Source organism: Halorhabdus sp. SVX81, assembly GCF_029207715.1.
GTDB lineage: Archaea > Halobacteriota > Halobacteria > Halobacteriales > Haloarculaceae > Halorhabdus.
On the sequence record NZ_CP104322.1, the window covers coordinates 1,220,731 to 1,240,522 of the forward strand.

16 protein-coding genes are annotated in these 19,792 nt (G+C 63.1%); 7 read left to right on the forward strand and 9 right to left on the reverse strand.

What is annotated here, in order from left to right; all coding sequences use genetic code 11:
• Positions 1-129: 129 nt before the first annotated feature.
• The 6 genes from SVXhr_RS06065 to SVXhr_RS06090 form a co-directional block, all read right to left on the reverse strand.
• The gene (locus SVXhr_RS06065) at positions 130-1,728 is read right to left on the reverse strand and encodes a carbohydrate-binding protein (protein WP_275740381.1); all 1,599 of its coding nucleotides are present in this window, start codon (positions 1,726-1,728) and stop codon (positions 130-132) included.
• Between the two features lie 110 nt (positions 1,729-1,838).
• Positions 1,839-3,803, reverse strand: a complete 1,965-nt coding sequence (locus SVXhr_RS06070; protein ID WP_275740382.1) for a glycosyl hydrolase family 18 protein — start codon at positions 3,801-3,803, stop codon at positions 1,839-1,841.
• A 287-nt stretch (positions 3,804-4,090) separates the two neighbouring features.
• The gene (gene sufD, locus SVXhr_RS06075) at positions 4,091-5,302 is read right to left on the reverse strand and encodes a Fe-S cluster assembly protein SufD (RefSeq protein ID WP_275740383.1); all 1,212 of its coding nucleotides are present in this window, start codon (positions 5,300-5,302) and stop codon (positions 4,091-4,093) included.
• Positions 5,299-6,726 carry a Fe-S cluster assembly protein SufB gene (sufB, locus tag SVXhr_RS06080; RefSeq protein WP_275740384.1) on the reverse strand — a complete coding sequence of 476 codons (1,428 nt, stop codon included), beginning with the start codon at positions 6,724-6,726 and terminating at the stop codon, positions 5,299-5,301. Before sufB ends, sufD begins: the two co-directional genes overlap by 4 nt.
• A gap of 12 nt (positions 6,727-6,738) precedes the next feature.
• Positions 6,739-7,653 carry an ABC transporter ATP-binding protein gene (locus SVXhr_RS06085; protein WP_275740385.1) on the reverse strand — a complete coding sequence of 305 codons (915 nt, stop codon included), beginning with the start codon at positions 7,651-7,653 and terminating at the stop codon, positions 6,739-6,741.
• Positions 7,654-7,827: 174 nt separating this feature from the next.
• Positions 7,828-10,542, reverse strand: a complete 2,715-nt coding sequence (locus SVXhr_RS06090) for a DNA-directed DNA polymerase (RefSeq protein WP_275740386.1) — start codon at positions 10,540-10,542, stop codon at positions 7,828-7,830.
• Between the two features lie 95 nt (positions 10,543-10,637).
• Here SVXhr_RS06090 and SVXhr_RS06095 point away from each other — a divergent pair, with 95 nt between their 5' ends.
• From SVXhr_RS06095 to SVXhr_RS06105, 3 genes are read left to right on the forward strand one after another with little or no spacing between them, the layout of a single operon-like run.
• Entirely contained in the window at positions 10,638-10,823 is a 186-nt protein-coding gene (locus SVXhr_RS06095) for a hypothetical protein (protein ID WP_275740387.1), read from the forward strand.
• A gap of 44 nt (positions 10,824-10,867) precedes the next feature.
• The gene (locus SVXhr_RS06100) at positions 10,868-11,170 is read left to right on the forward strand and encodes a hypothetical protein (protein ID WP_275740388.1); all 303 of its coding nucleotides are present in this window, start codon (positions 10,868-10,870) and stop codon (positions 11,168-11,170) included.
• 52 nt (positions 11,171-11,222) lie between these two features.
• Positions 11,223-11,669, forward strand: coding sequence for a hypothetical protein (locus SVXhr_RS06105; RefSeq protein WP_275740389.1), 447 nt, complete (start codon positions 11,223-11,225; stop codon positions 11,667-11,669).
• On the opposite strand, the gene rad50 is transcribed toward SVXhr_RS06105, so the two are convergent.
• The 3 genes from rad50 to SVXhr_RS06120 form a co-directional block, all read right to left on the reverse strand.
• Positions 11,666-14,338: a DNA double-strand break repair ATPase Rad50 gene (gene rad50, locus SVXhr_RS06110; protein WP_275740390.1), complete on the reverse strand. Its 2,673-nt coding sequence runs from the start codon at positions 14,336-14,338 to the stop codon at positions 11,666-11,668. The genes SVXhr_RS06105 and rad50 overlap by 4 nt on opposite strands.
• A complete protein-coding gene (gene mre11 / locus SVXhr_RS06115; RefSeq protein WP_275740391.1) occupies positions 14,335-15,720 on the reverse strand; it encodes a DNA double-strand break repair protein Mre11 in 1,386 nt (461 codons plus the stop codon). Before mre11 ends, rad50 begins: the two co-directional genes overlap by 4 nt.
• Positions 15,721-15,803: 83 nt before the next feature.
• Complete coding sequence (locus SVXhr_RS06120) at positions 15,804-16,070, reverse strand: winged helix-turn-helix domain-containing protein (RefSeq protein WP_275740392.1); 267 nt, start codon at positions 16,068-16,070, stop codon at positions 15,804-15,806.
• Positions 16,071-16,307: 237 nt separating this feature from the next.
• On the opposite strand from SVXhr_RS06120, the gene SVXhr_RS06125 reads away from it, so the two are divergent.
• The 4 genes from SVXhr_RS06125 to SVXhr_RS06140 all read left to right on the forward strand — a co-directional run bounded on the left by SVXhr_RS06125 (position 16,308) and on the right by SVXhr_RS06140 (position 19,772).
• Positions 16,308-17,519, forward strand: coding sequence for a proteasome-activating nucleotidase (locus SVXhr_RS06125; RefSeq protein ID WP_275740393.1), 1,212 nt, complete (start codon positions 16,308-16,310; stop codon positions 17,517-17,519).
• Positions 17,520-17,594: 75 nt separating this feature from the next.
• A complete protein-coding gene (gene hisC, locus SVXhr_RS06130; protein WP_275740394.1) occupies positions 17,595-18,662 on the forward strand; it encodes a histidinol-phosphate transaminase in 1,068 nt (355 codons plus the stop codon).
• A gap of 1 nt (position 18,663) precedes the next feature.
• Positions 18,664-19,167: an adenylate kinase family protein gene (locus SVXhr_RS06135; protein ID WP_275740395.1), complete on the forward strand. Its 504-nt coding sequence runs from the start codon at positions 18,664-18,666 to the stop codon at positions 19,165-19,167.
• On the forward strand, positions 19,164-19,772 hold the full coding sequence (locus tag SVXhr_RS06140) for a CDP-alcohol phosphatidyltransferase family protein (RefSeq protein WP_275740397.1): 609 nt from the start codon (positions 19,164-19,166) through the stop codon (positions 19,770-19,772). Before SVXhr_RS06135 ends, SVXhr_RS06140 begins: the two co-directional genes overlap by 4 nt.
• Positions 19,773-19,792 lie beyond the last annotated feature (20 nt).

A 19,792-nucleotide genomic window follows, 5' to 3' on the forward strand; every position in this document is an offset into this window, starting at 1 on the left:
GACGGACTGAAGCGATCGCCTGATGGACTATCTCAGAAAACTCGACTGCGGTTCGTTACGTATTCTCGAACCTGTTCGAGGATGAGAGACGGTCCGGTCGGCGCAGTACGACACGACCGGTGACTCCGTTCACTCGCTCTCGAACTGGTGGAAGATCGCCGAGAACTCGCCGTTCTCATCGTCGCCGAGCACCCATGGGGCGATGCTGTACATCCCTTTCTCCTCGGCGTATTCGAGCAGGTCCCGGGCGTCCTGGATCGAGAGCTCGTTGATGTTCGGCGTGACACCGACCATCGACCAGACCTCGTCTCTGGTCGTTCCGGGATAGACGTCCCCGCTCAGGAAGTCCACAGTCGATTCCAGCGCCGGCGGGATGTCCGCAAAGCTGCTGACGAAGTTCATCGTCATCGGCTGGACGTAATCGAGATCGACCCCTTTCTCGGCGGCGTCTTTGACCCAGGTCTTGCCGTGGGAGTGGCCGTGGCTGACGATACCGTCCGCGGTACACGAGACGGTGAAGCCAACCGTGAGGTCCGGCCGCTCGTCGTTGAGCATCGCCAGGGCTTCGTTGCGCATCTCGTAGACCGTCCGATCGCGCTGGTCGGCGTTCTCGTCGTCGATGTCGAGATGGTTGATCCCGAACGTATCCAGGATGGTCGCGTAGGCCTCCTTGAGTTCGGTGGCGTCGCTCGCGTCGCGTGCGACGACCGGGCTGTGCCAGCCGCCGATCGAGATCCCGACTTCGATGCCCTCGTCTTGCAGTGTCCGGATCGCATCGGCCTGTGCCGAGAGGGGACTCTCGTCACAGGACCCGGCGTTACAGCCCGACAGCCAGCCGGGATCGATCTCGCCGTCGCGCGTGGCGTCACCCACGAACGAGAGAATGACGCGGTCGGTGTCCGTCTCCAGTGTGTCCTCGACGACATCGTACCACGTGCCCTGGTAGGGTGAGTAGATCCCGCCGTCGATCGGGGACGACATTGTTCCGACCGAGATCGTTTTCGTCGTCGAGGCGGTGTTCCCATCCGCGTCCGTGACTGTCAGGGCGACGCTGTATCGCCCCGCCTCGGAGACGGTGTGCTCGGGCGTCTCCCCCCAGTCCATCGGCTCCCCGTCCAGGGTCCACTCGTAGGTGTCCCAGTTCTCCGATGCGGTCATGTCCATCCGGACGGTCTCGCCCGGGTCAATGCTCGTCGAGGAAACGCGAAAGCTGGCGTCCGGCATCGGCGTACAGGAACCGACTGCCTCCCACGGCCCCCACTCCGAACTCCCCGGTTCGTCACCCCGGGTCCACCACTCGGCTTCCCAGAGCGATCCCTCGTAGACGGCCCGGTCGCCACCCGTGTAGATAGCCTCGGCGTCCCATTCGACGACGCCGCGACAGTCGGCCCCGTCTCCGCCGTCGCTATCGTCGACGTCATCCCCCTCGTCACCGTTGTTTCCACCGCCATCGTCATCCCCAATATCGCCACCGCCATCGCCGCTGCAGACACCGACTTCCGCCCAGGGACCCCACTCGTCGGCCCCGGGTTCGTCACCCCGAGTCCACCACTCGGCCTCCCAGAGTGATCCGTCGTCGACGACCTGATCGCCGCTCGTGTAGGTTCCATTCGATTTCCACTCGGCGACACCGTCGCAGTCCGCCGCCGCTGAAACGCCGCTTGCGCCGATGACCGCTGCTCCCAGTGCCGATGCTTTCCGCAGTATGTCACGTCGCGTGTGTTTCATTGCTGTGTTCGTGTCCGTCGGTCGTCGGCCGGTACCCCCACGCCCCGTCGAGAGTCGAGTTCCATCGCAGTCGCCGGTATGTCCCGGTCGATCGCGGAGCGACAGCCGGACTAGCCGTTGAGGGTATCCCAGAGCGTGGTGATGAGCGTCCCCTCTTTCGTGTCGCCGCCGATCGCCCACAGCATCGTTCCGCCGTAGGGCGAGCTAGCCAGCCACTGCATCTTTGCCTCGATCGAGCGCTCGGTCGGATGGGAGATCATCATCCCGGCGCTCGGATTGTAGCTGTACGAACAGACGGCTTGGTCGTCGAAGTACGTCTCCCAGGCGGCGCTGTCGAGATCGATCGGATTCGACCCGATGCGACCGTCGCTGGTCTCACGACCGTCGCCCCCGAGGTCGAAGTACTCCCAGACGCCACTCACGTCGGTCCCCCGCGGATACGACCCGTCGCCGCTCGCGTCGGCCCCGTCGCCCAGATACTGCTGGAACAACCCGTCGTCGACGCCGTTCCCGAAGTCACCCTCTGGCGGCTGGACGTCGGTCCAGCTACGGCCGTAGAACGGGACGGCCATGTTGAGTTGTGCCGGTTCCCAGCCCTGTTGTTCGTAGAACGACAGTGCGTAGGAGGCGTTCCACTCCGGGCCCGTCTCCAGTGGGTCGTTGGGGTTCGCCTTCAACGGGGCGTGGTGGCCGGTCGTCTCGCTGAAGATCCCCCGGTAGTCGAAGGTCATCACGTTGACGAAGTCCAGAAGATCACTGAGGCGACCGTGTTCGAGACCCCGAACCGTCTCGGGCGCGGGACTCATCGCCGCCGTCAGTTCGTACGGTTCCGAGCGGTCCGGATTCGCTTCCGCGGCGGCGTCGAGCTGATCGCGAACCTCCTCCATGAGGAGTGTGAATCGTTCCTGGTCGCCCGCACGAACCGTGTTCCCCTCCTCGCCGCCACCGCCGGGGAACTCCCAGTCGACGTCGACGCCGTCAAGGTCGTTGTTCTCGACGAGGTCGACGCAATCGCTGGCGAACCGTTCGCGACTCTCCTGGTCGAGTGCGGCATCGGAGAAGTGTTCGGAATCCCCCCACCCCCCGATGGAGAGGACGAACGAGACGTCGTCCCGTTCGGCAGCGTAGCCGGCAAATGACTTGCCGCGATCGGGCTGTTGCCAGTCTTTCTCGGCCGAGAAGACGTTCTGGGCGTAACTGTCCCCCACGAGCGTGACTGACCCGTCCGATTCCGGCCGGGCGAACGCGTACTGGAGATGGGTGACGCGATCGAAGTCGATGTCGGCCGGGAGGTAGTTCCGGTCGAACTGCGCCCACTGGCGGTAGTATGCGACGACGCGTTGCTCGTCTGTACTGGGACGACCCGCGGTGATCGTGATCGAATCCGTGTCGGCGTTTCCAGCGCCGTCGCTCACTGTCAACGTGACCTCGTGTTGCCCCTGGGAAAACGACAGCGTGTGTTCGACGCCGGAGGCCGTCCCGACTCCCTCGATTTCCCACTCGGAGGAATCGATGTCCCCCGTCGATCCGGATCCGTCGAAGGTTACTTCCTCCCCGACGTCCGGGAACTGGGTCGAAACGTCGACGACGGCCTCGAGTTCGCTCGATCCGCCGTCCTCGCCGTCACCCGCTTGCACGGCCCGGATTTCCGTCCACGGCCCCCACTCGTCGGCCCCTGGCTCGTCACCCCGAGTCCACCACTCGGCCTTCCAGACGTATCCCGCGTGGGTAACTCGATCGCCGCTCGTATACGTCCTACTCGCCTCCCAGGAGGGGTACTCGGAATCCCCCTCTCCAGTGTCTCCGCTGTCGTCGGCACCGTCCCCGTCGTCGCCGGTTCCGTCACCCGCATCGACTGACTCGATCCGCTCCCAGACGGCAGCGTTTTCGGCCGGTTCACGGCCGCGCGTCCACCACTGGGCTTCCCAGATGTTACCGTTATGGACGACCCGGTCACCCCCCGAATAGGTGGTTTCCGGATCCCACTCTGACGGATTCCCTTCTGCCGATGCGACCGAAACGCCGGCGAGGCCGGCCAGTGCCGAAAGCGATCGTAAGTAGTCACGTCGTTTCATGGTTGCCAGCGGTGAGAAGTAACGACTGTGCCCGGTCACCGGTAGCGACAATGTATCGGATAGTAGCCCCCCATCCCGCGCTGGCCCCCGGCGTCGTTCTCCCCGCCGCTATGACAATTGAAAATCCATATTCACTAAACTTTATCGGAATGGTATACGACCTCGAGATGTGCTAGTTGATAGACGTCACGCGGCGTCACGATTACAGCACGTGGCTAATAGACAAACCAATGGCCGAATACGACAGGACGGGAGTTCGGTCGGGAATCGTGCGTGGGGCGAAAGACTCAGGAACTGAGCCGGTCGAGGACCAGTTCGTCCAGGTCCTCGCGCAGCTCGTCGACGGCGACTTCTTCAAGCACCGGGACGAAAAAGCCCTCGACGAGCATGTTCGTCGCCGACTCCTCGTCGACGCCGCGGGAGGTCATGTAGAACAGGTCCTCTTGATCGACCTGGCCGACGGTCGCGGAGTGGCTGGCCTCGGTGTCGTGGTTGTTGATGATGAGCTTCGGGCTGGCGTCGGCCTCGCTGTCGTCACTCAGCATCAGCGTGTTCTCGCGCTGGTAGGAGTTGGTGTCCCACGCGTCCGTGCCGACGTCCTGGACACCCTCGTAGACCGAGCGTGCCTCGTCGTCCAGCACGCCGCGGGTCACGAGGTCGGCCGTCGTGTGCTCGGCCTCGTGCCAGACCCGCGAGGCGATGTCGAGGTGCTGGTCTTCGTGACCGAAGAACGCACCCACGATCTGGGACTCGGAGCCGTCGCCGAGCAGCCGGGTCTCTACGTTGGTCTTGGTCAGTCGCGACCCGATGTTGCCCTCGATCCAGTCGACCGTGGCGTACGTACCGGCGTGGCCACGCTTGACCGAATAGTTGTACGTCTCCTCGCTCAGGTTCTGGAGGGAACCGTACTGGACGTGACTGTTCTCGCCGGCGACGACCTCGACGACGCCCGAGTAGTACTGCTCGCCGGGGAGCTCCTCGCCCGTTTCCTGGCGCTCCAAGATCGTCACGGAGGCCGATTCCTCGGTGACGACGAGCGTATAGTTGAACAGCGACCGGGAGTTCATTCGGGTCCGGATCTTGACGTCCTCGGCGGCGACGCCCTCGGGGACGTAGACCACCGTCCCGGCGCTGAACAGCGCGGTCGACAGCGCAGTCAGGTAGTCCCGCTGGGGATCGACGACGCTGCCGAAGTGTTCCTCGATCAGGTCGCCGTGCTCTTCGAGGGCCTCGGCCCACGGGAGGACGTCGACGCCCTCGGCCTCGATCCGGTCTTTCTCTTCCTCGAAGGCGAGCGGATCGACGAGACTCTCGTAATCGAGTGCATCGAGGTTCGTCCAGTCCCGACCGGGCGTCCGGATGACCGACGGCATGTCGAGGTCCGCAAGGGCCTCGAAGGCCTCGAGTCGCGTCTCGGTCAGCCACTCGGGTTCGCCCAGCTCGGCGGAGATCTGTTCGACCTGGTCGGCGGTGACAGTGGCGCGTACCTGCGTGCTCATCCCAGACTCCCCTCCATCTCGAGTTCGATGAGACGGTTGAGTTCGACCGCGTACTCGATGGGCAGTTCCTCCGTGATCGGCTCGATGAACCCGGCGACGATCATCTGCTTTGCGTCGTCGTCGTCCAGCCCCCGTGATTGGAGGTAGAAGACGTCCTCGTCGCCGATCTTGCCCACCGTCGCCTCGTGAGCGACGTCGACCTGACTCTCCTGGATCTCCATGTATGGCATCGTGTCCGAGGTGGACTCGTTGTCGAACATCAGCGCGTCACACTCGACGTTCGTCGAGGAGTTTTCCGCGCCGTCGGAGATGTGGACGAGGCCGCGGTAGTTGGTGCGGCCGCCGTCCTTGGAGATCGACTTCGACTCGATGGTCGATTTGGTGTCCGGCGCGTTGTGATAGACTTTTGCCCCGGTGTCGATGTTCTGACCCTCGCCGGCGAAGGCGATCGTGATGTGGTTGTCAGTCGCGCCCGGGCCCTTGAGGATCGTGGCGGGATACAGCATGGTTGCCTTCGATCCCATCGACCCCGAGATCCACTCCATCGTCCCGTCGGCCTCGACGATGGCGCGCTTCGTGTTGAGGTTGTAGGTGTTCTTCGACCAGTTCTGGACCGTCGAGTACTGGACGTGGGCACCCTCCTTGACGAATACCTCGACGCCGCCACTGTGGAGGTTGTGACGGGCGTACTGGGGAGCCGAACAGCCCTCGATGTAGTGCACTTCGGAGTTCTCCTCGGCGATGATGAGGGTGTGCTCGAACTGGCCCATGCCTTCCGAGTTCATCCGGAAGTACGCCTGGATGGGCATCTGGACGGTGACGCCCTCTGGGATGTAGACGAAGCTGCCGCCCGACCAGACCGCGCCGTGGAGCGCGGCGAACTTGTTGTCGCTCGGCGGGACGGACTTCGTCATGAAGTATTCCCGGACGAGCTCGGGGTGTTCCTGGACGGCCTTGTCCATGTCCATGAACACGACGCCCTTCTCCTCCCACTGCTCCTGCATGTTCTGGTAGACGATCTCCGATTCGTACTGGGCACCGACACCCGAGAGGGCCTGTTGCTCGGCCTCGGGGATGCCCAGCTTGTCGAAGGTGTCCTGTATCTCGTCGGGGAGGTCGTCCCACTCATCCGCGCCACCGCGGGTCTCGATGTCCGGGCGGATGTACGGGACGATCTCGTCGACGTTGACTTCCGAGAGGTCCGGCTGGCCGGGCCAGTCGGTCGGCATCGGCATCTGCTTGTAGTGCTCTAAGGCACGGAGCCGGCGGTCGAGCATCCACTCGGGCTCGTCTTTGTCTTCGCTGATCTTTCGGACTGTTTCCTCTGTGAGGCCCACCTCCGCTTCGTAGGCCGACTTCTGCTCTTTCTTGAATTCGAATCGAGCCTCCGTGTCGGTCGATTCGAGGTCGTTGTCTGAACTCATACGTTAGTCACCTCAGGCCGCCTCGTAGACCTGCTCGCGAACCCAGTCGTAGCCCTCGTCCTCGAGTTGCTCGGCCAGTTCCGGCCCGCCGCTCTCGACGACCTTCCCGTCGAGCATCACGTGGACGTGATCCGGCTCGACGTAGTCGAGGATGCGCTGGTAGTGGGTGATCTGGAGGACACCCGTGCCCTGGTCGTCCCGGAGGGAGTTGATCCCGTTGGCGACGTCCTGCAGACGGTCGATGTCGAGCCCGGAGTCGATCTCGTCGAGCACCGCGATATCGGGTTCGAGAATCGCCGCCTGCAGAACCTCGTTTTGCTTTTTCTCGCCGCCGGAGAAGCCGGCGTTGAGATATCGCTCCGCGAAGGACTCGTCCATGTCGAGTTGTTCCATCTTCTCTTTGAGGAGTTGCTGGAACTCGGCGACGCTGACCTCACCCTCGTCAGCGGGGCCCTCCATCGGCGAGGTGTCGTAGCCGGCGTCCTCGTCTGCGTCTTCGTCTGCTTCGGCTTCCTCGTCGTCCTCGAAGAGTTCCTCGCGTTCTTCGAGTTTGGCGTTCAAGGCCGTCCGAAGGAAGTTTACCATCGTCACGCCCTCGATCTCCGCCGGATACTGGAACCCGAGGAAGATGCCGAGTGCGGCACGCTCGTTGGGTTCGAGTTCGAGCAGGTTCCAGGTCTGTTTGTCTTCCGGGATCTCCTGATCGAACTCGTCACCGTCGAGGTGGATGAGCACTTCCCCTTCGGTCACTTCGTAGGCGGGATGGCCGGCGATGACCTTCGCCGTCGTGGATTTCCCACTGCCGTTCGGTCCCATCAGCGCATGAATCTCACCGGCCTCGACGGTCAGGTCGACGCCCTCGAGAATTCCTTCGCCTCCGTCCTCAGCGACTTTCGCGTGAAGATTGTTGATTTCGAGTGTTGCCATGTTCTAGGTCAACCGAAAATGGGGCTGTCGTACCCATAATGCTTTCGCATGACTACATACTTGCTTTGAGAATCTCCAAAGGAATTTTAACGAAAAACCAAGAACGTGGGCGAAATCCCGCACATGTACGGGACAGAATCCGGGCCAATACTGTCTCGGCTTCACCCCAGTGACTCACATATACTGTCCGAGTCCCGTCTGTTCCTGGCCGCTCTTTACTTCCTGCCAGGAAACGCCCAGCGCCTCGATAACGCGGGCGATCGGGCCTTTGAGTGTTTTCTCCAGCATTTTCTCCCAGTCGACCTCGAACTCCTCGGGGATTTGTTCGGCGACGTCGAAGCAGATCACGTCCGGATCACGCTTGAACTCGCCGTAGATGAGATCTCGGGAGGGATCGAGACCACGTTCGTCCTCGATCCGGCGAAAGTACTCGGGGTGGACCTTCTTGAGGTAGAGCCGTTTCGGCTTGCTGCCCCGCTGGAAGTTCGTCCCCAGAAGCTCGTTGGCGTACTTCGCTCCCCGAACGTGGGCCGTGTCGGTGTCGTAATTGTTCAGGCGCTTGCCGATCCCGCCGGGGATACCGACGTCCTCGATGTCGACGTTGCCCGCCTGAAAGTCCGCAATCACGTCGTGGAGGTACTCCGTGACGGCCTCGACGTCGCCCTCGGTGACGATCAGATCCAGAACTTCCTTCTGGACCCGCTTGGTGATCGGTGCGATGTCAGAGCGCTGGTATTCGAAGCCTGTGATGTCGATGTCGTCGACGTCCTTGCCCTCCTTCCAGACGATGTGGCCCGCATAGCGCTTTTTCTTGCCCGCCTGGAAAAAGCGCCGGTAGAGCTTCTCGAACTCGATCTGGAACCGATGCTCCTCAGCATTGAGCGTCTCGCTGGCGAACTCGTCGTAGGAGGCGTTGATCGCCTCCTCGATCTCGAACGAACGGTCGATGGCGTCCTCGACGGACATGTCCGTCCCCATACTTATCATAACGCTATCAGTATCGCCGTATGTCACGTCGTAGCCGAGATCGTTGACGGCCGACTCGGTGTACTCGATGACCGCTCGCCCTGTTGCGGTTACCGCCGCCGCGTTGTCCTTGTCGTACAGGCGAAATCGGTCCCACCCCGAAACGCCATACAAACTATTCATAATGACCTTGACAGCACCTTGCTGCCGGTCATAGAGCTCATAGTCCTCGGTTCCGGGCTCGTGATCGTTTCGGAGGGCTTTCTTTTCTTCGCGTTCTGACAGCAATTCCTCGACCATTTCACGGACGATCCCGTCGGGTTCCTTCCGGAAGTGCTGGCCGCTAGGGTCCGGTGCACGGAACGTCTCCCCGTCGAAGGTTTCGGGGTCGACCTTCGTCTCCGGGGATGCGTTAATCGTCACCATGCACATCGGATATAGAGATTTCAGGTCGTGGACACTTACCATCTCCTTGATCCCGCTGATGGGCTCGAAGACCGCGCCGCCCTCGAACTCCTCGCCGGACTCGACGGTGCCCTTCGAGGGCAGGACGAAGTTCCCGAAAGCCTTGTGGAGGACGTACATGTCGACGGCGTCGCCCGGCGTCGGGGCGTCCTCGAGTTTGCAGCCCACGAAGGTGGCTACCTCCTCGAAAAAGGCGATGATGTCCTGTTTGCGGTCGAGTTCGACACACAACTCGACGTCACGGAGGTTGTACTCGAGCAGTCGCTCGGGATCCTCTTCCCATAGCGTCCCGATGTCGCCGGTGTAGGTCTCCTTGCCCGCGCCGAGTTCCTCCTGGCCGACGTCCTCCAACCGATAGGAGTCGAGTTCGGTGAACTGCGTCCGCTTGTACGCCCGTAGCAGGTCGAAGACGACCCGGCCCTTGATGTCCGGGCCTTGCCAGTCGCTCTCCCAAACTTCGTTGACCCGGGAGAGCCGGTTCATGTCGAGGTTTCGGTCGGTCCCCGGGTCGAGTTCTTGCAAGCGGTCGATGAAATACGGCGCGTCGAAGTCGCCGAAGTTCCAGCCCGTCAGGATGTCCGGATCGGTCTCGTCGATATATTCGAGGAACGCTTCGAGCATCCGCTCCTCTTCCTCGAAGACGCGGACATCCGCCTCGAAGTCGTCCTCCAGGGGTTCGTACTGTTCGAGGGCCTCCGGCGGGTCGATCCCGACCGGCGAGTCGTACAGCCAGACGACGTACTCGTCGCGATAGGAGTCGTGGCTCGTGAGACAGATGATGGGTTCCTCACCGTCCTCGGGGAAACCCGATCGGTCGTCGACCTCGATGTCGAAGGTGTTGACTCTCGCGTCGGCGTCGTAGTCGATGGCTTCGATCTCGTCGTGTGGGATCCGGATCGTTCCGTTCTCCGTGCGACGATCGGGGACCCGGACGCCGCTGGTGATGTCCTTGTCGATGAGGAGGCGATTCGGGAAGAGGATGTCCGCCTCGTAGTGATCGAAGTCGTCACGGATCTGCCCGACGTCCCGCGGCGTCTGGCCGAAGATCCTGACGAGTTCTTCGCCACGAATGGACTCGTACGGTTCGCCATCGTCGCCAGTCCGTTCCCAGCCGGTGACGCTGTCGTAACTCGCGAGTCGTTCCTCGTCGACGTTGCCGGCCGGCGCATAGAAGTACGGTCGAAACTCGTAGACCTGCACGTGGAGGAGTTCCCGGTCCGCGGTGCGTCCGAAGACGTGGACGACGGGATACTCGTCGCTCCCACTCCCCTCGATGGTGTAGTCGACCTGTGTCACCGCGAGTTCGACGGTACCGTCGGCCTCGGGGTATCGCCATTCGTCGGCGTCGACGACACTCGCCTCGTGGCCGCCGTTGCCCGCGACTGCACGTGCCTCGGCAGCCGGTCTGTCGTCGTCGGCGAACGCGCCAAGCCCGCGCTGCTCCCCGGAATCGGTCATTGATGGGTTGGTTGCCGGCTGCCTCCCTAAAACCCCCCGGTCGGCCGCCGCCAGAAGGCTTATGCCACGACATACCATACCAGTTTCCGGTAGCTATGTCGAACCCCGCCAACGGTAGTCGGAACGAGCGTGCGACGACCGACAGGACGCCGTCGTTGCCGGCGACGGCAGACACGATCGAGCGATACGAAACCGACGACGGGACGGTAATTTACGATGCAGCAAATCCGATGGCGTGGATCTACAGCGACGACGCCGAGGCTCTCTCGGACTGCCGGTAGTCCGGATCGAAGTCGCTTTTAGCGACCCGGTCCCGACGTTGCATGTGGCCGATCGAGATCAGCCTGCGGCACAAATCGGTGAGAGCGACGGGCGCGCCGAGTCGCCGGCTCCAGGCGTCGACAGTTCCGAGGACGTAGAGAACATCACCGAAGTCGATCCCGAAGTCCGAAGCCTCTTCTGGCGGCTCGTGGTCGTCCTCAAGGTTGCGATTCCCGTCGTCTCGGTGGGCATCCTCGTCGTCACCTTCACCGACTGGATCCTGATCGGACTGGTGATCATTGCCGGCGGTTGCATGGTGGGTGCGTATGGACTCGTTCGTTATCGCCGCTATCACCGGACGGAGTGACCGCTGCTGCCGGGAACGGCAATCACATGTATTCGCAGTCGATACGTCCAGTGTGCGCACTGTCGAGGACGAATCGGGATCACGCTACGTTCTTTTGAAGCAATCCACTGATGGATGGCTCGTCCGGGACCCGGAGACGGGAAACGAAACGTACCGGTCACCGGACTCACTGACTATCGTCGAGGGCCAGTCACCGCTTGCGGTTGCAGCCACGGCCGTTCCTGAATCGGTCCGGGTGGTGCTGTCCGTGGTCCACGCCGAGCGCGACCTGGGCCTGCTTCTCGAACTCGCTCGCGACGGACCACTGTCTGTCCGGACGCTTCTGGACCGCTATGAGTACTGTGAGAGCGATCTCCACGGCCGGCTGGCGGAGTTTCGCGTCGCGGGACTGATCGTGGAGGAACGGGTCGCCGGCGAGCGCGGGTACGCGACGACCCCGGATGCCGAGGAGGCGACCGAACTGCTGACGGGCGAGCAGTTCGTGGCCGACAGCAACTAATCAGCCGGCAACTCCGGGCTGTCGCGACGCTCGACGCGCGAGCGGTTGGTCGTTGCGTCCTTCGCGACGTACACCAGGTCGTCGGCGGCGTCCACCAACTCGTCGTCGTGGCTGACGACCACGATCTGCTCGACGCCGACCTCTCCGCGCATGTACTCGATCAACTCCAGCAACTGCGAGACGTGACCGGAATCGAGGAAGACCGTCGGTTCGTCGAGGATCAGCGGCGGGGTGGGCGCAGCCCCTTCGATCCCCTCGGCCAGCAGCCGATAAATCGCCGCCCGAAGGCTGAGGTTGAACAGCGCGCGTTCGCCGCCCGAAAGCTGGTCAGGGTCGAGTGCCTCGCCGTCCTTCTGGTAGATCGTGAGGTGGTAGTCCTCATCGAGTTCAATCCGGTCGTAAGAGTCGTTCCGGTAGACGAGATCGAACGTGTCGTTGAGCATCCACTCCAAGGTCTCGACGTTGCGCTGGCGCAGCTCCGCCCGGAGTTGTCCGTACATCTCCTGTAACTGCTCGGCCTCCTCGTAGAGGGACTCCAAATGCTCGACCGTCTCGGCGAGCCCCTCCCGCCGTTCGCGGAGCGATTCGAGTTCCTCGATCTCGTTTTCGATGGCCCCGATGCGTGCCTGGAGTTCGTCCCGCTGCTCTTCGCGATCGTCGATTTCTTCGACGACTTCTTCGAGATAGGTCTCGGCACGTTTCTTGTCGTCTCGGGCCTCGGCCAGTCGGTCCTCGTCGATAGCCTCGGCTAGTTCCGAGCGGCGTTCCCGAAGGGTCCCGAGGCGGTCGCGGCGCTCGTCGTTCATTTCGTCGAGTTGCTCGCGACGCTCCTGACGGGTCTCAATCTCGTCGGTGAGGGCGTCCAGCCGCTCAAAGTCCGCGACGATATCTTCGAGCCCGTCGATCCGATCGGCGAGTTCGCCACGCCGCTCGTTGCATTCGGCGATGGCCTCCCGGCACTCCTCGGCTTCGTTCTCGGATTCCTCGGCGGACTCGCGGTGCTGTTCGGCCTGGGAATCCAGTTCGTCGGCTTCAGCCCGAAGTGTTTCGATGCGTTCCTCGGTTTCTTCGATCGAATTCTCGCGTTCCGCGATCAACTCCGCGAGCGTCTCGCGTTTCTCCAGGAGCCGATCCCGTTCGCTTTCCTGCTCGACCAGTGTCTCGGCACGGTCCAGCCGCGCCTCGACTGTCTCGCGGGTCTCCTCTAACTCCTCGCGCTCGGCCCGAAGGTCGGCCAGCCGCTCGCGATCGTCTCCGAGCGTCTCGACGCGCGGTGCCTCCTCGACGTCCTGGCCACACTCGGGACACTTTCCGGCGTCGAGTAAGTCCTGGGCCTCCTCGATGTCGCCTTCGAGGGACTCGATCGTCGTTTCGAGCGAGGTCAGATCGCTCTTGACGGCGTCCAGTTCGTCGGCGATTTCTTCGTGGAACGACTCTGCGTTGCCGAGTTTGACAGGTGCGTCCGTGAACGTCTCCTCGATCGATTCGATCTCGCTGTCCAACTCTGTGAGTCTCTCTCGGCGGTTCTCGAGATCAGTGCGTGTTTCTTCGAGGCCCGATTCGAGTTCCTCAGCCTGCTCGCGATTTTCGGCGGCACGCTCCTCGGCGTCAGTGGCGTCTTCGCGTTCACTCTCGGCGTTCTCACGGTGACGCTGGAGATCGAGACGGTGTTGCTCGATCTCGTCGCGAATCTCGTCGTCGCGTTCTTCGAGGGTATCAATCAGGGCATCGACGGCGTCCCGATCCGTGTCACTCGATAACTCGGTCGCGTCGAGCCCGGATTCGATCCGGTCGCTGATTTCCTCGCGGCGGTCCCGGCGATCGGATATTTCGTCGCCGAGTGCCTCCCGCTTGCGCTCGGTCGATTCGATCGTTTCAGTCAGCTCTTCGATCTCGCTTTCGATCTCGTCGAGTTCCTCGCGGCGCTGTTCGTACTCCTCGAGGATCGATTTCGCGTCGTCGAGCGTCTCGCGGGCGGCCTCGCGCTGGTCGTCGTAGCGGTCGAGCTCCTCCCGGATCGTCGCGAGTTCGCTCTCGGCGTCGTTGAGCTGCTCGTGAAGCTCTTTTTCCTCCTTGGCCTTGATTTGAGATTCCAGCTGAGAGAGGGACTCACGTTTGCCTTCCAGCACCCGCCCGACGCCGACCCGGGCGTCGCTGGCACGCTTTCGGTAGTCTTCGAGGCGGCCAAGCTGGAGGAGGTCGTCGATCATATCCTGGCGTTCGCTCGGCGTCGCGTTGATGAGTTTGTTGACCTCGCCCTGGCGGACGTACGCACAGTTGATGAAGGCCTCGTGGTCCATCCTGAGCAGCGACGCGACGCGCTCGCGAACGTCTCTGGCCCCCTCCACCACGCCGTCGGATTCGTCCAAGACGCATTCGACGGTCGTCGCCCGATCGTCTCGAACGCGGACCCGGCGTTTGATGTGGTAGGACTCGCCACCGTGAGCGAACCAGAGTTCGACTGTCGCCTCCTCGGCCCCGATCGTGACGAGTTCGTCCAGGGTGCGATCGAGGGCGCGAGCGCCATACAGCGCAAAGAAGCAGGCTTCGAGCAGCGAGGATTTCCCGCTCCCGTTGACGCCATGGAAGACCGTCACGCCGCGTTCCAGCCGCAAATCGGCGTCCGCGTAGCACTTGAAGTGCTCCAACCGGACGCGCTCGAACCTCACAGGTACTCACCCATGGTTGCCTGCCCCTCACCGTCGTCTGTCTGCTCGTCGTTCGGATTGCCTCCGTCTTTCTGGGTCTGCTCGTCGTTCGGCTGGTCTGGGCCATCTGTCCCCTCGCCGTTGGCTTGCGTATCGTTCGCTTTCGAGCCCTCCGACTCAGTCCCGTCTTCAGCGGGTGCGTCCGCGATACTGTCGCCAGCCGGCTCGTCGTCGCTGTCGCCGGCTTCCATGTTTTCCCCGTCGTCGGTTTCCCCGTCGCCTTCGGCCGGCGCGGGTTCGAACTGTTCGGCGTCTCCCTCATCGACCAGTTCACGGACCCGCGATTCGACCGAATCGTCGACGTTGGAATCCGCAACTTTGCTGGCCCGAACGACCTCGTCGAGTTCCGACGCGGCGGGACTGAGCCCAAGCTGGTCGATACGGTCGCGGACGGCGTCGTCGGGGTCTGCGAAACTCACGTCGTAGGCAGCTTCCTCCTCTATTTCGCGGCGGTCGTTGACCCGGGCGACCAGCGCGCCCCGCTCGCGGGCGAACTCCTCGATCGTGGCCGGCGGGACGCGTTCGCCCTCGCCCTCGATGGTGACGATCACGACTGCGTCCTCAAGGTCGTGCTGACCGACCCGGGTCCGGACGCGATCGGTCCCTTCGCCCGCGGCGAGTTCGAGGTCGACGAAAACGAACGGTCGCGTTTCGATGGATCGTCGGCGGATGTCGACCCCCTCCTCGAAGGTCACGAGGTTGTACCCCCGGGCCTCGCGTTCGGACGCACTCGCCCGCTCGGTCGACCCACAGTACGTGAGCCAGGTCCCGCCGACTTCGCGTCTGGCTGGCGTGTGATCGTCGCCGAGTAACATCGCGTCGAAGTCGACCGAGGATCCTTCGAGGATCTCGGTTGCGTCCCAGTCACCGTGAGAGAACGGCTGGAACAGGCCGTGAGAGACCAGTGCGGCGTGGGACGCGTCGTGCGGTTCGAAGTCGTATTCCAGGTCGTCGCGGGCGGCCCGGGCGACGAAGTCCAGTCCGTAGAAAGCGGTATCGCCGATGACGGTCGGGTTTTCGTCGAGTCGGATCGCCAACTCCAGCGATTCGAAGAGGTCGAGCCACTGGGCGTCGCGCTTGCCCTCGTGGTTACCCACGATCGCCAAGAACGGGATATCGGCTGCGTCGAGGTCTCGCAGCGTTCCCAGCGCACCCAAAATGTCCTGCAACCGGGGGCGTCGATCGTGAAAGAGGTCGCCAGCGTGGACGACGGCGTCGACATCCGCCTCGATCGCGTCGTCGATCACCTGCTGAAAGGCGGACAGAAAGTCCCCCTGGCGCTCCGGCGAGTGATACTGCCGGTAGCCAAGATGCGTGTCGCCCGTATGGAGCACCTGCGTCATTGTGACGTGGTACTCCGCGGGGTCCTAAAGGGATTGCGCGACCGGCGTGACAGTGAAATGAGGTAAGCAGTGACCGTCGATCGTCACTCGATCGCGAGCGAGTAGACGCGCTTGCGAGCGTCCGAAAACGAGAACCGTGACTCGACGACGCCGACGTCTTCGAGTCGACTGAGTGCGTACCGGACCGTTCTAGACGGCAGCAGCGTCTCCTCGGAGAGTTGACTCTGTGTCAAACTGCCCTGGTATTCGAGGGACTTCGCGACGAGTTTGGCGCTCGGCGGGAGGTCCGACACTGCGTCCCAACCGGGATTCTGTGCTGTCTCGCCCTGTGACGGTTCCGTGATGCTCATCGTAACACCTGCTTCTGGATACAGGGTAATAATATTTGTTATTCCTAAATATGCATAGTGGGCATTATTCGGTCGGTCACTCGCCCCTTCTGACATCCACCGCTACGGAATCGCAGGTCCGACTGGGTCTGTCGAGGGATGGCGATTTCCTCTGTCAGGCCGTAAATATGCCGTCCCCACCACCCACGTTTGTGCCGACCCGAAGTCTCTTACCGACCCATCCGCTAGGAGTGGGCAATGACAGATACGGTGGACGACGTCGACCAGCCGTACGACGACGACGTGTCCAAACAGGAGAAAATCGAGGCGTTAGAGGAACAGCTCGACGTTTTGGAGTCCCAAAACGAGGAGATGCGTGACGAGTTGCTCGACGCCAACGCCGAGAACAACAAGTACAAGCAGAAACTCGAGCGGCTGACCCACGAGAACAAGAAACTCAAGCAGTCGCCGCTGTTCGTGGCCACGGTCCAGGAACTCACCGAGGACGGCGTCGTGATCAAACAGCACGGCAACAACCAGGAGGCCCTGACCGAGGTCACTGAGGAGATGCGCGAGGACATCGAACCCGACGACCGCGTCGCCGTCAACAACTCGCTGTCGATCGTCAAGACCCTCGAAGACGAGACTGACGTTCGGGCCCGCGTGATGCAGGTCGACCAGAGCCCGGACGTCAATTACACGGATATCGGCGGACTCGACGATCAGGTTTCGGAAGTCCGCGAAACCGTCGAGATGCCGCTGAAAAGCCCCGAGATGTTCGACGAGGTCGGGATCGACCCGCCGAGCGGCGTCCTGCTGCACGGTCCGCCGGGAACGGGCAAGACGATGCTCGCCAAAGCCGTCGCCAACCAGACCGACGCCACCTTCATCAAGATGGCCGGCTCCGAGCTGGTCCACAAGTTCATCGGTGAAGGCGCGAAGCTGGTTCGGGACCTCTTCGAACTCGCCCGCCAGCACGAACCATCGGTGCTGTTCATCGACGAAATCGACGCGATCGCCGCCAAGCGGACGGACTCAAAGACCAGCGGGGACGCCGAGGTCCAGCGGACGATGATGCAACTTCTTTCGGAGATGGACGGCTTCGACGAGCGCGGCGACATCCGGATCATCGCCGCGACCAACCGCTTTGACATGCTCGACCGGGCGATCCTCCGGCCCGGCCGCTTCGACCGTCTTATCGAAGTGCCCAAGCCCGACGAGACCGGCCGCGAACAGATCTTCAAGATCCACACGCGTGGCATGAACCTCGCCGAGACTGTCGACTTCGCGGCGATTGCGGCCGAAGCGACCGACGCCAGCGGGGCCGAGATCAAGGCCATCTGTACCGAGGCCGGGATGTTCGCGATCCGCGACGACCGGACCGAAGTCACCGAGGCCGACTTCCGGGACGCCTGGGAGAAGATCCAGGCCGAGGAGAACGACGAGGAAGTGTCGAAGACCTTCGCCTGAGGCATTCGTTTCTCGCCAGTCCCTCACGCACCCGATGTATGCAGGCTTAAGACCGCCCGCCTGCTTGCCACCGGTATGGACACACGGGACCTGTCGTCGCATACGATCTATCGAGCGGGGCGGGGGATCGAAGAGACGGCCCGCGAACTCGGCGTCGATCCCGAGGCGCTGATCAAACTCTCCTCGAACGAGAACGCTCTGGGGCCGAGCCCGAAGGCCGTCGCGGCGATCCGGGAGCACGCCGAAGCGCTTCACTCCTATCCCAAAGCCTCCCACGCCGATCTGGGCGAGGCACTTGCCGAGCGCTGGGACGTCACGCCTGCCCAGATCTGGCTCGCCAACGGCGGCGACGGCGCGATGGACTGCCTCGCCCGGGCCATGATCGATCCCGGACAGGCCGCGCTCGTCCCGGATCCGGACTTCACCTATCACTCGATGAGCGTCCGGTATCACCACGGCGAGGTCCACACCTACCCGCTCGTCGAGGCCGACGGCTTCAAGCAGTCGCCGGATCGGATTCTGGACGCCTACGACGGCGAGCGGATGCTCTACCTCACGAGCCCGCACAACCCGACCGGCTCGATGGTTTCCCTCGACGAGATCGAGGAGATCGCCGACCGGACCGACGAGGAGACGCTGATTGTCGTCGACGAAGCTTACGGCGAGTTCGCCGACCGCCCGAGCGCCGTCGAGTTGGTCGAGAAGCGCGAGGACGTGGCCGTCGTGCGGACGTTCTCGAAGGTCTATGGCCTCGCCGGGCTCCGGCTGGGCTACGCCATCACACCCGCGGAGTGGGCCGACGCCTACGAACGGATCAACACGCCCTTCTCGGCCAGCGAGATCGCTTGCCGGGCCGGCCTCGCCGCCCTCGAAGACGATGACCACGTGGACGCAATCACGGATATCGTCGAGTGGGCACGGGAATACTACGACGACGAACTCGACGCGAAGACCTACGAGAGCGGCGGGAATTTCGTCCTCGTGGAGGTCGGCGACGCCAGCCGGGTCGCACAGGCGACGAAGGAACGCGGCGTGATCGTCCGGGACTGTTCGAGCTTCGGCCTCCCCGAGCACATCCGTGTCTCCTGTGGGACACGCGAGGAAACGAAGAGGGCCGTCGAGACGATCAACGAGGTGCTTTAGCGTGCGCGTCGCCGTGACCGGAACCCCAGGGACGGGCAAGACGACCGCGACCGAGCAGGTCGACGCACTCGACGTGATCCACCTCAACCAGGTGATCGACCGCGAGGGGTTCATCCAGGGCGTCGACGACGAGCGCGGCTCGAGTATTGCCGATCTCGACGCCGTCGAAGCGTGGCTCGACGGGCGCGACGACATCCTGGTCGAGAGCCACCTCGCCCACCACGTTCCCGCCGACCGGGTGATCGTCCTGCGGTGTCACCCCGAGACGATCGAGCAGCGACTCCGGGAGCGTGGCGAATCGCCTGAGAGTGCCCAAGAGAACGCCGAGAGCGAAGCCCTGGACGTGGTCCTCACCGAGGCTGTCGATGCCCACGGACCCAACAGCGTCTACGAGATCGAGACGACCGAGCGCTCGCCCGAGACCGTCGCCGACGAGATCGAGGCAGTCATCGCGGGGGATCGTGAACCGAATCCAGGTGTCGTTTCCTACATCGAGTACCTATGACACTGGATCAACTGCGCCCCCTCTCCGATCGGCTGCTCGAACCGTTTGTCGCCGTCAGCGTCCGGCTCGGGTTGACGCCGAACCTCGTCAGCGTGCTCGCCCTTCTCGTGGCGGGCGGGGCGGCCGGGGCGTTCTATCTCGGCGGGGCCGAGCCAGTCTGGTACGTCGTGGCTGCCGGGCTGGTGTTCGCCAACGGCTGGCTGGACCTCCTCGACGGCGGGATCGCACGGGAACTCGGTACCGACTCGTCGGCCGGCGACCTGCTCGATCACGTCTTCGACCGCTACGCCGATCTGCTGTTGCTCGTTGGCCTCGCGGCCGGGATCGACCGCTGGGACCTCGGCGTGGCCGCGATCACCGGCGTACTGATGACTTCTTACCTCGGGACGCAGGCCCAGGCTGTGGGCCTCGATCGTGTCTACGGCGGCCTGCTCGGTCGCGCTGATCGTCTCGCTCTCATGGGATTTGGGGCACTCTTGGCTGCTGTCGTGACCGACTCTCTGTACGGACTCTCCGTGATCGGGTGGCTGCTGGTGGTCTTCGCCGTTGTCGGGCACCTGACCGCACTCCAGCGGTTCTACCACGCCATGGGCGACCTCTCCTGAAACTATCCGGAACTGAGGCC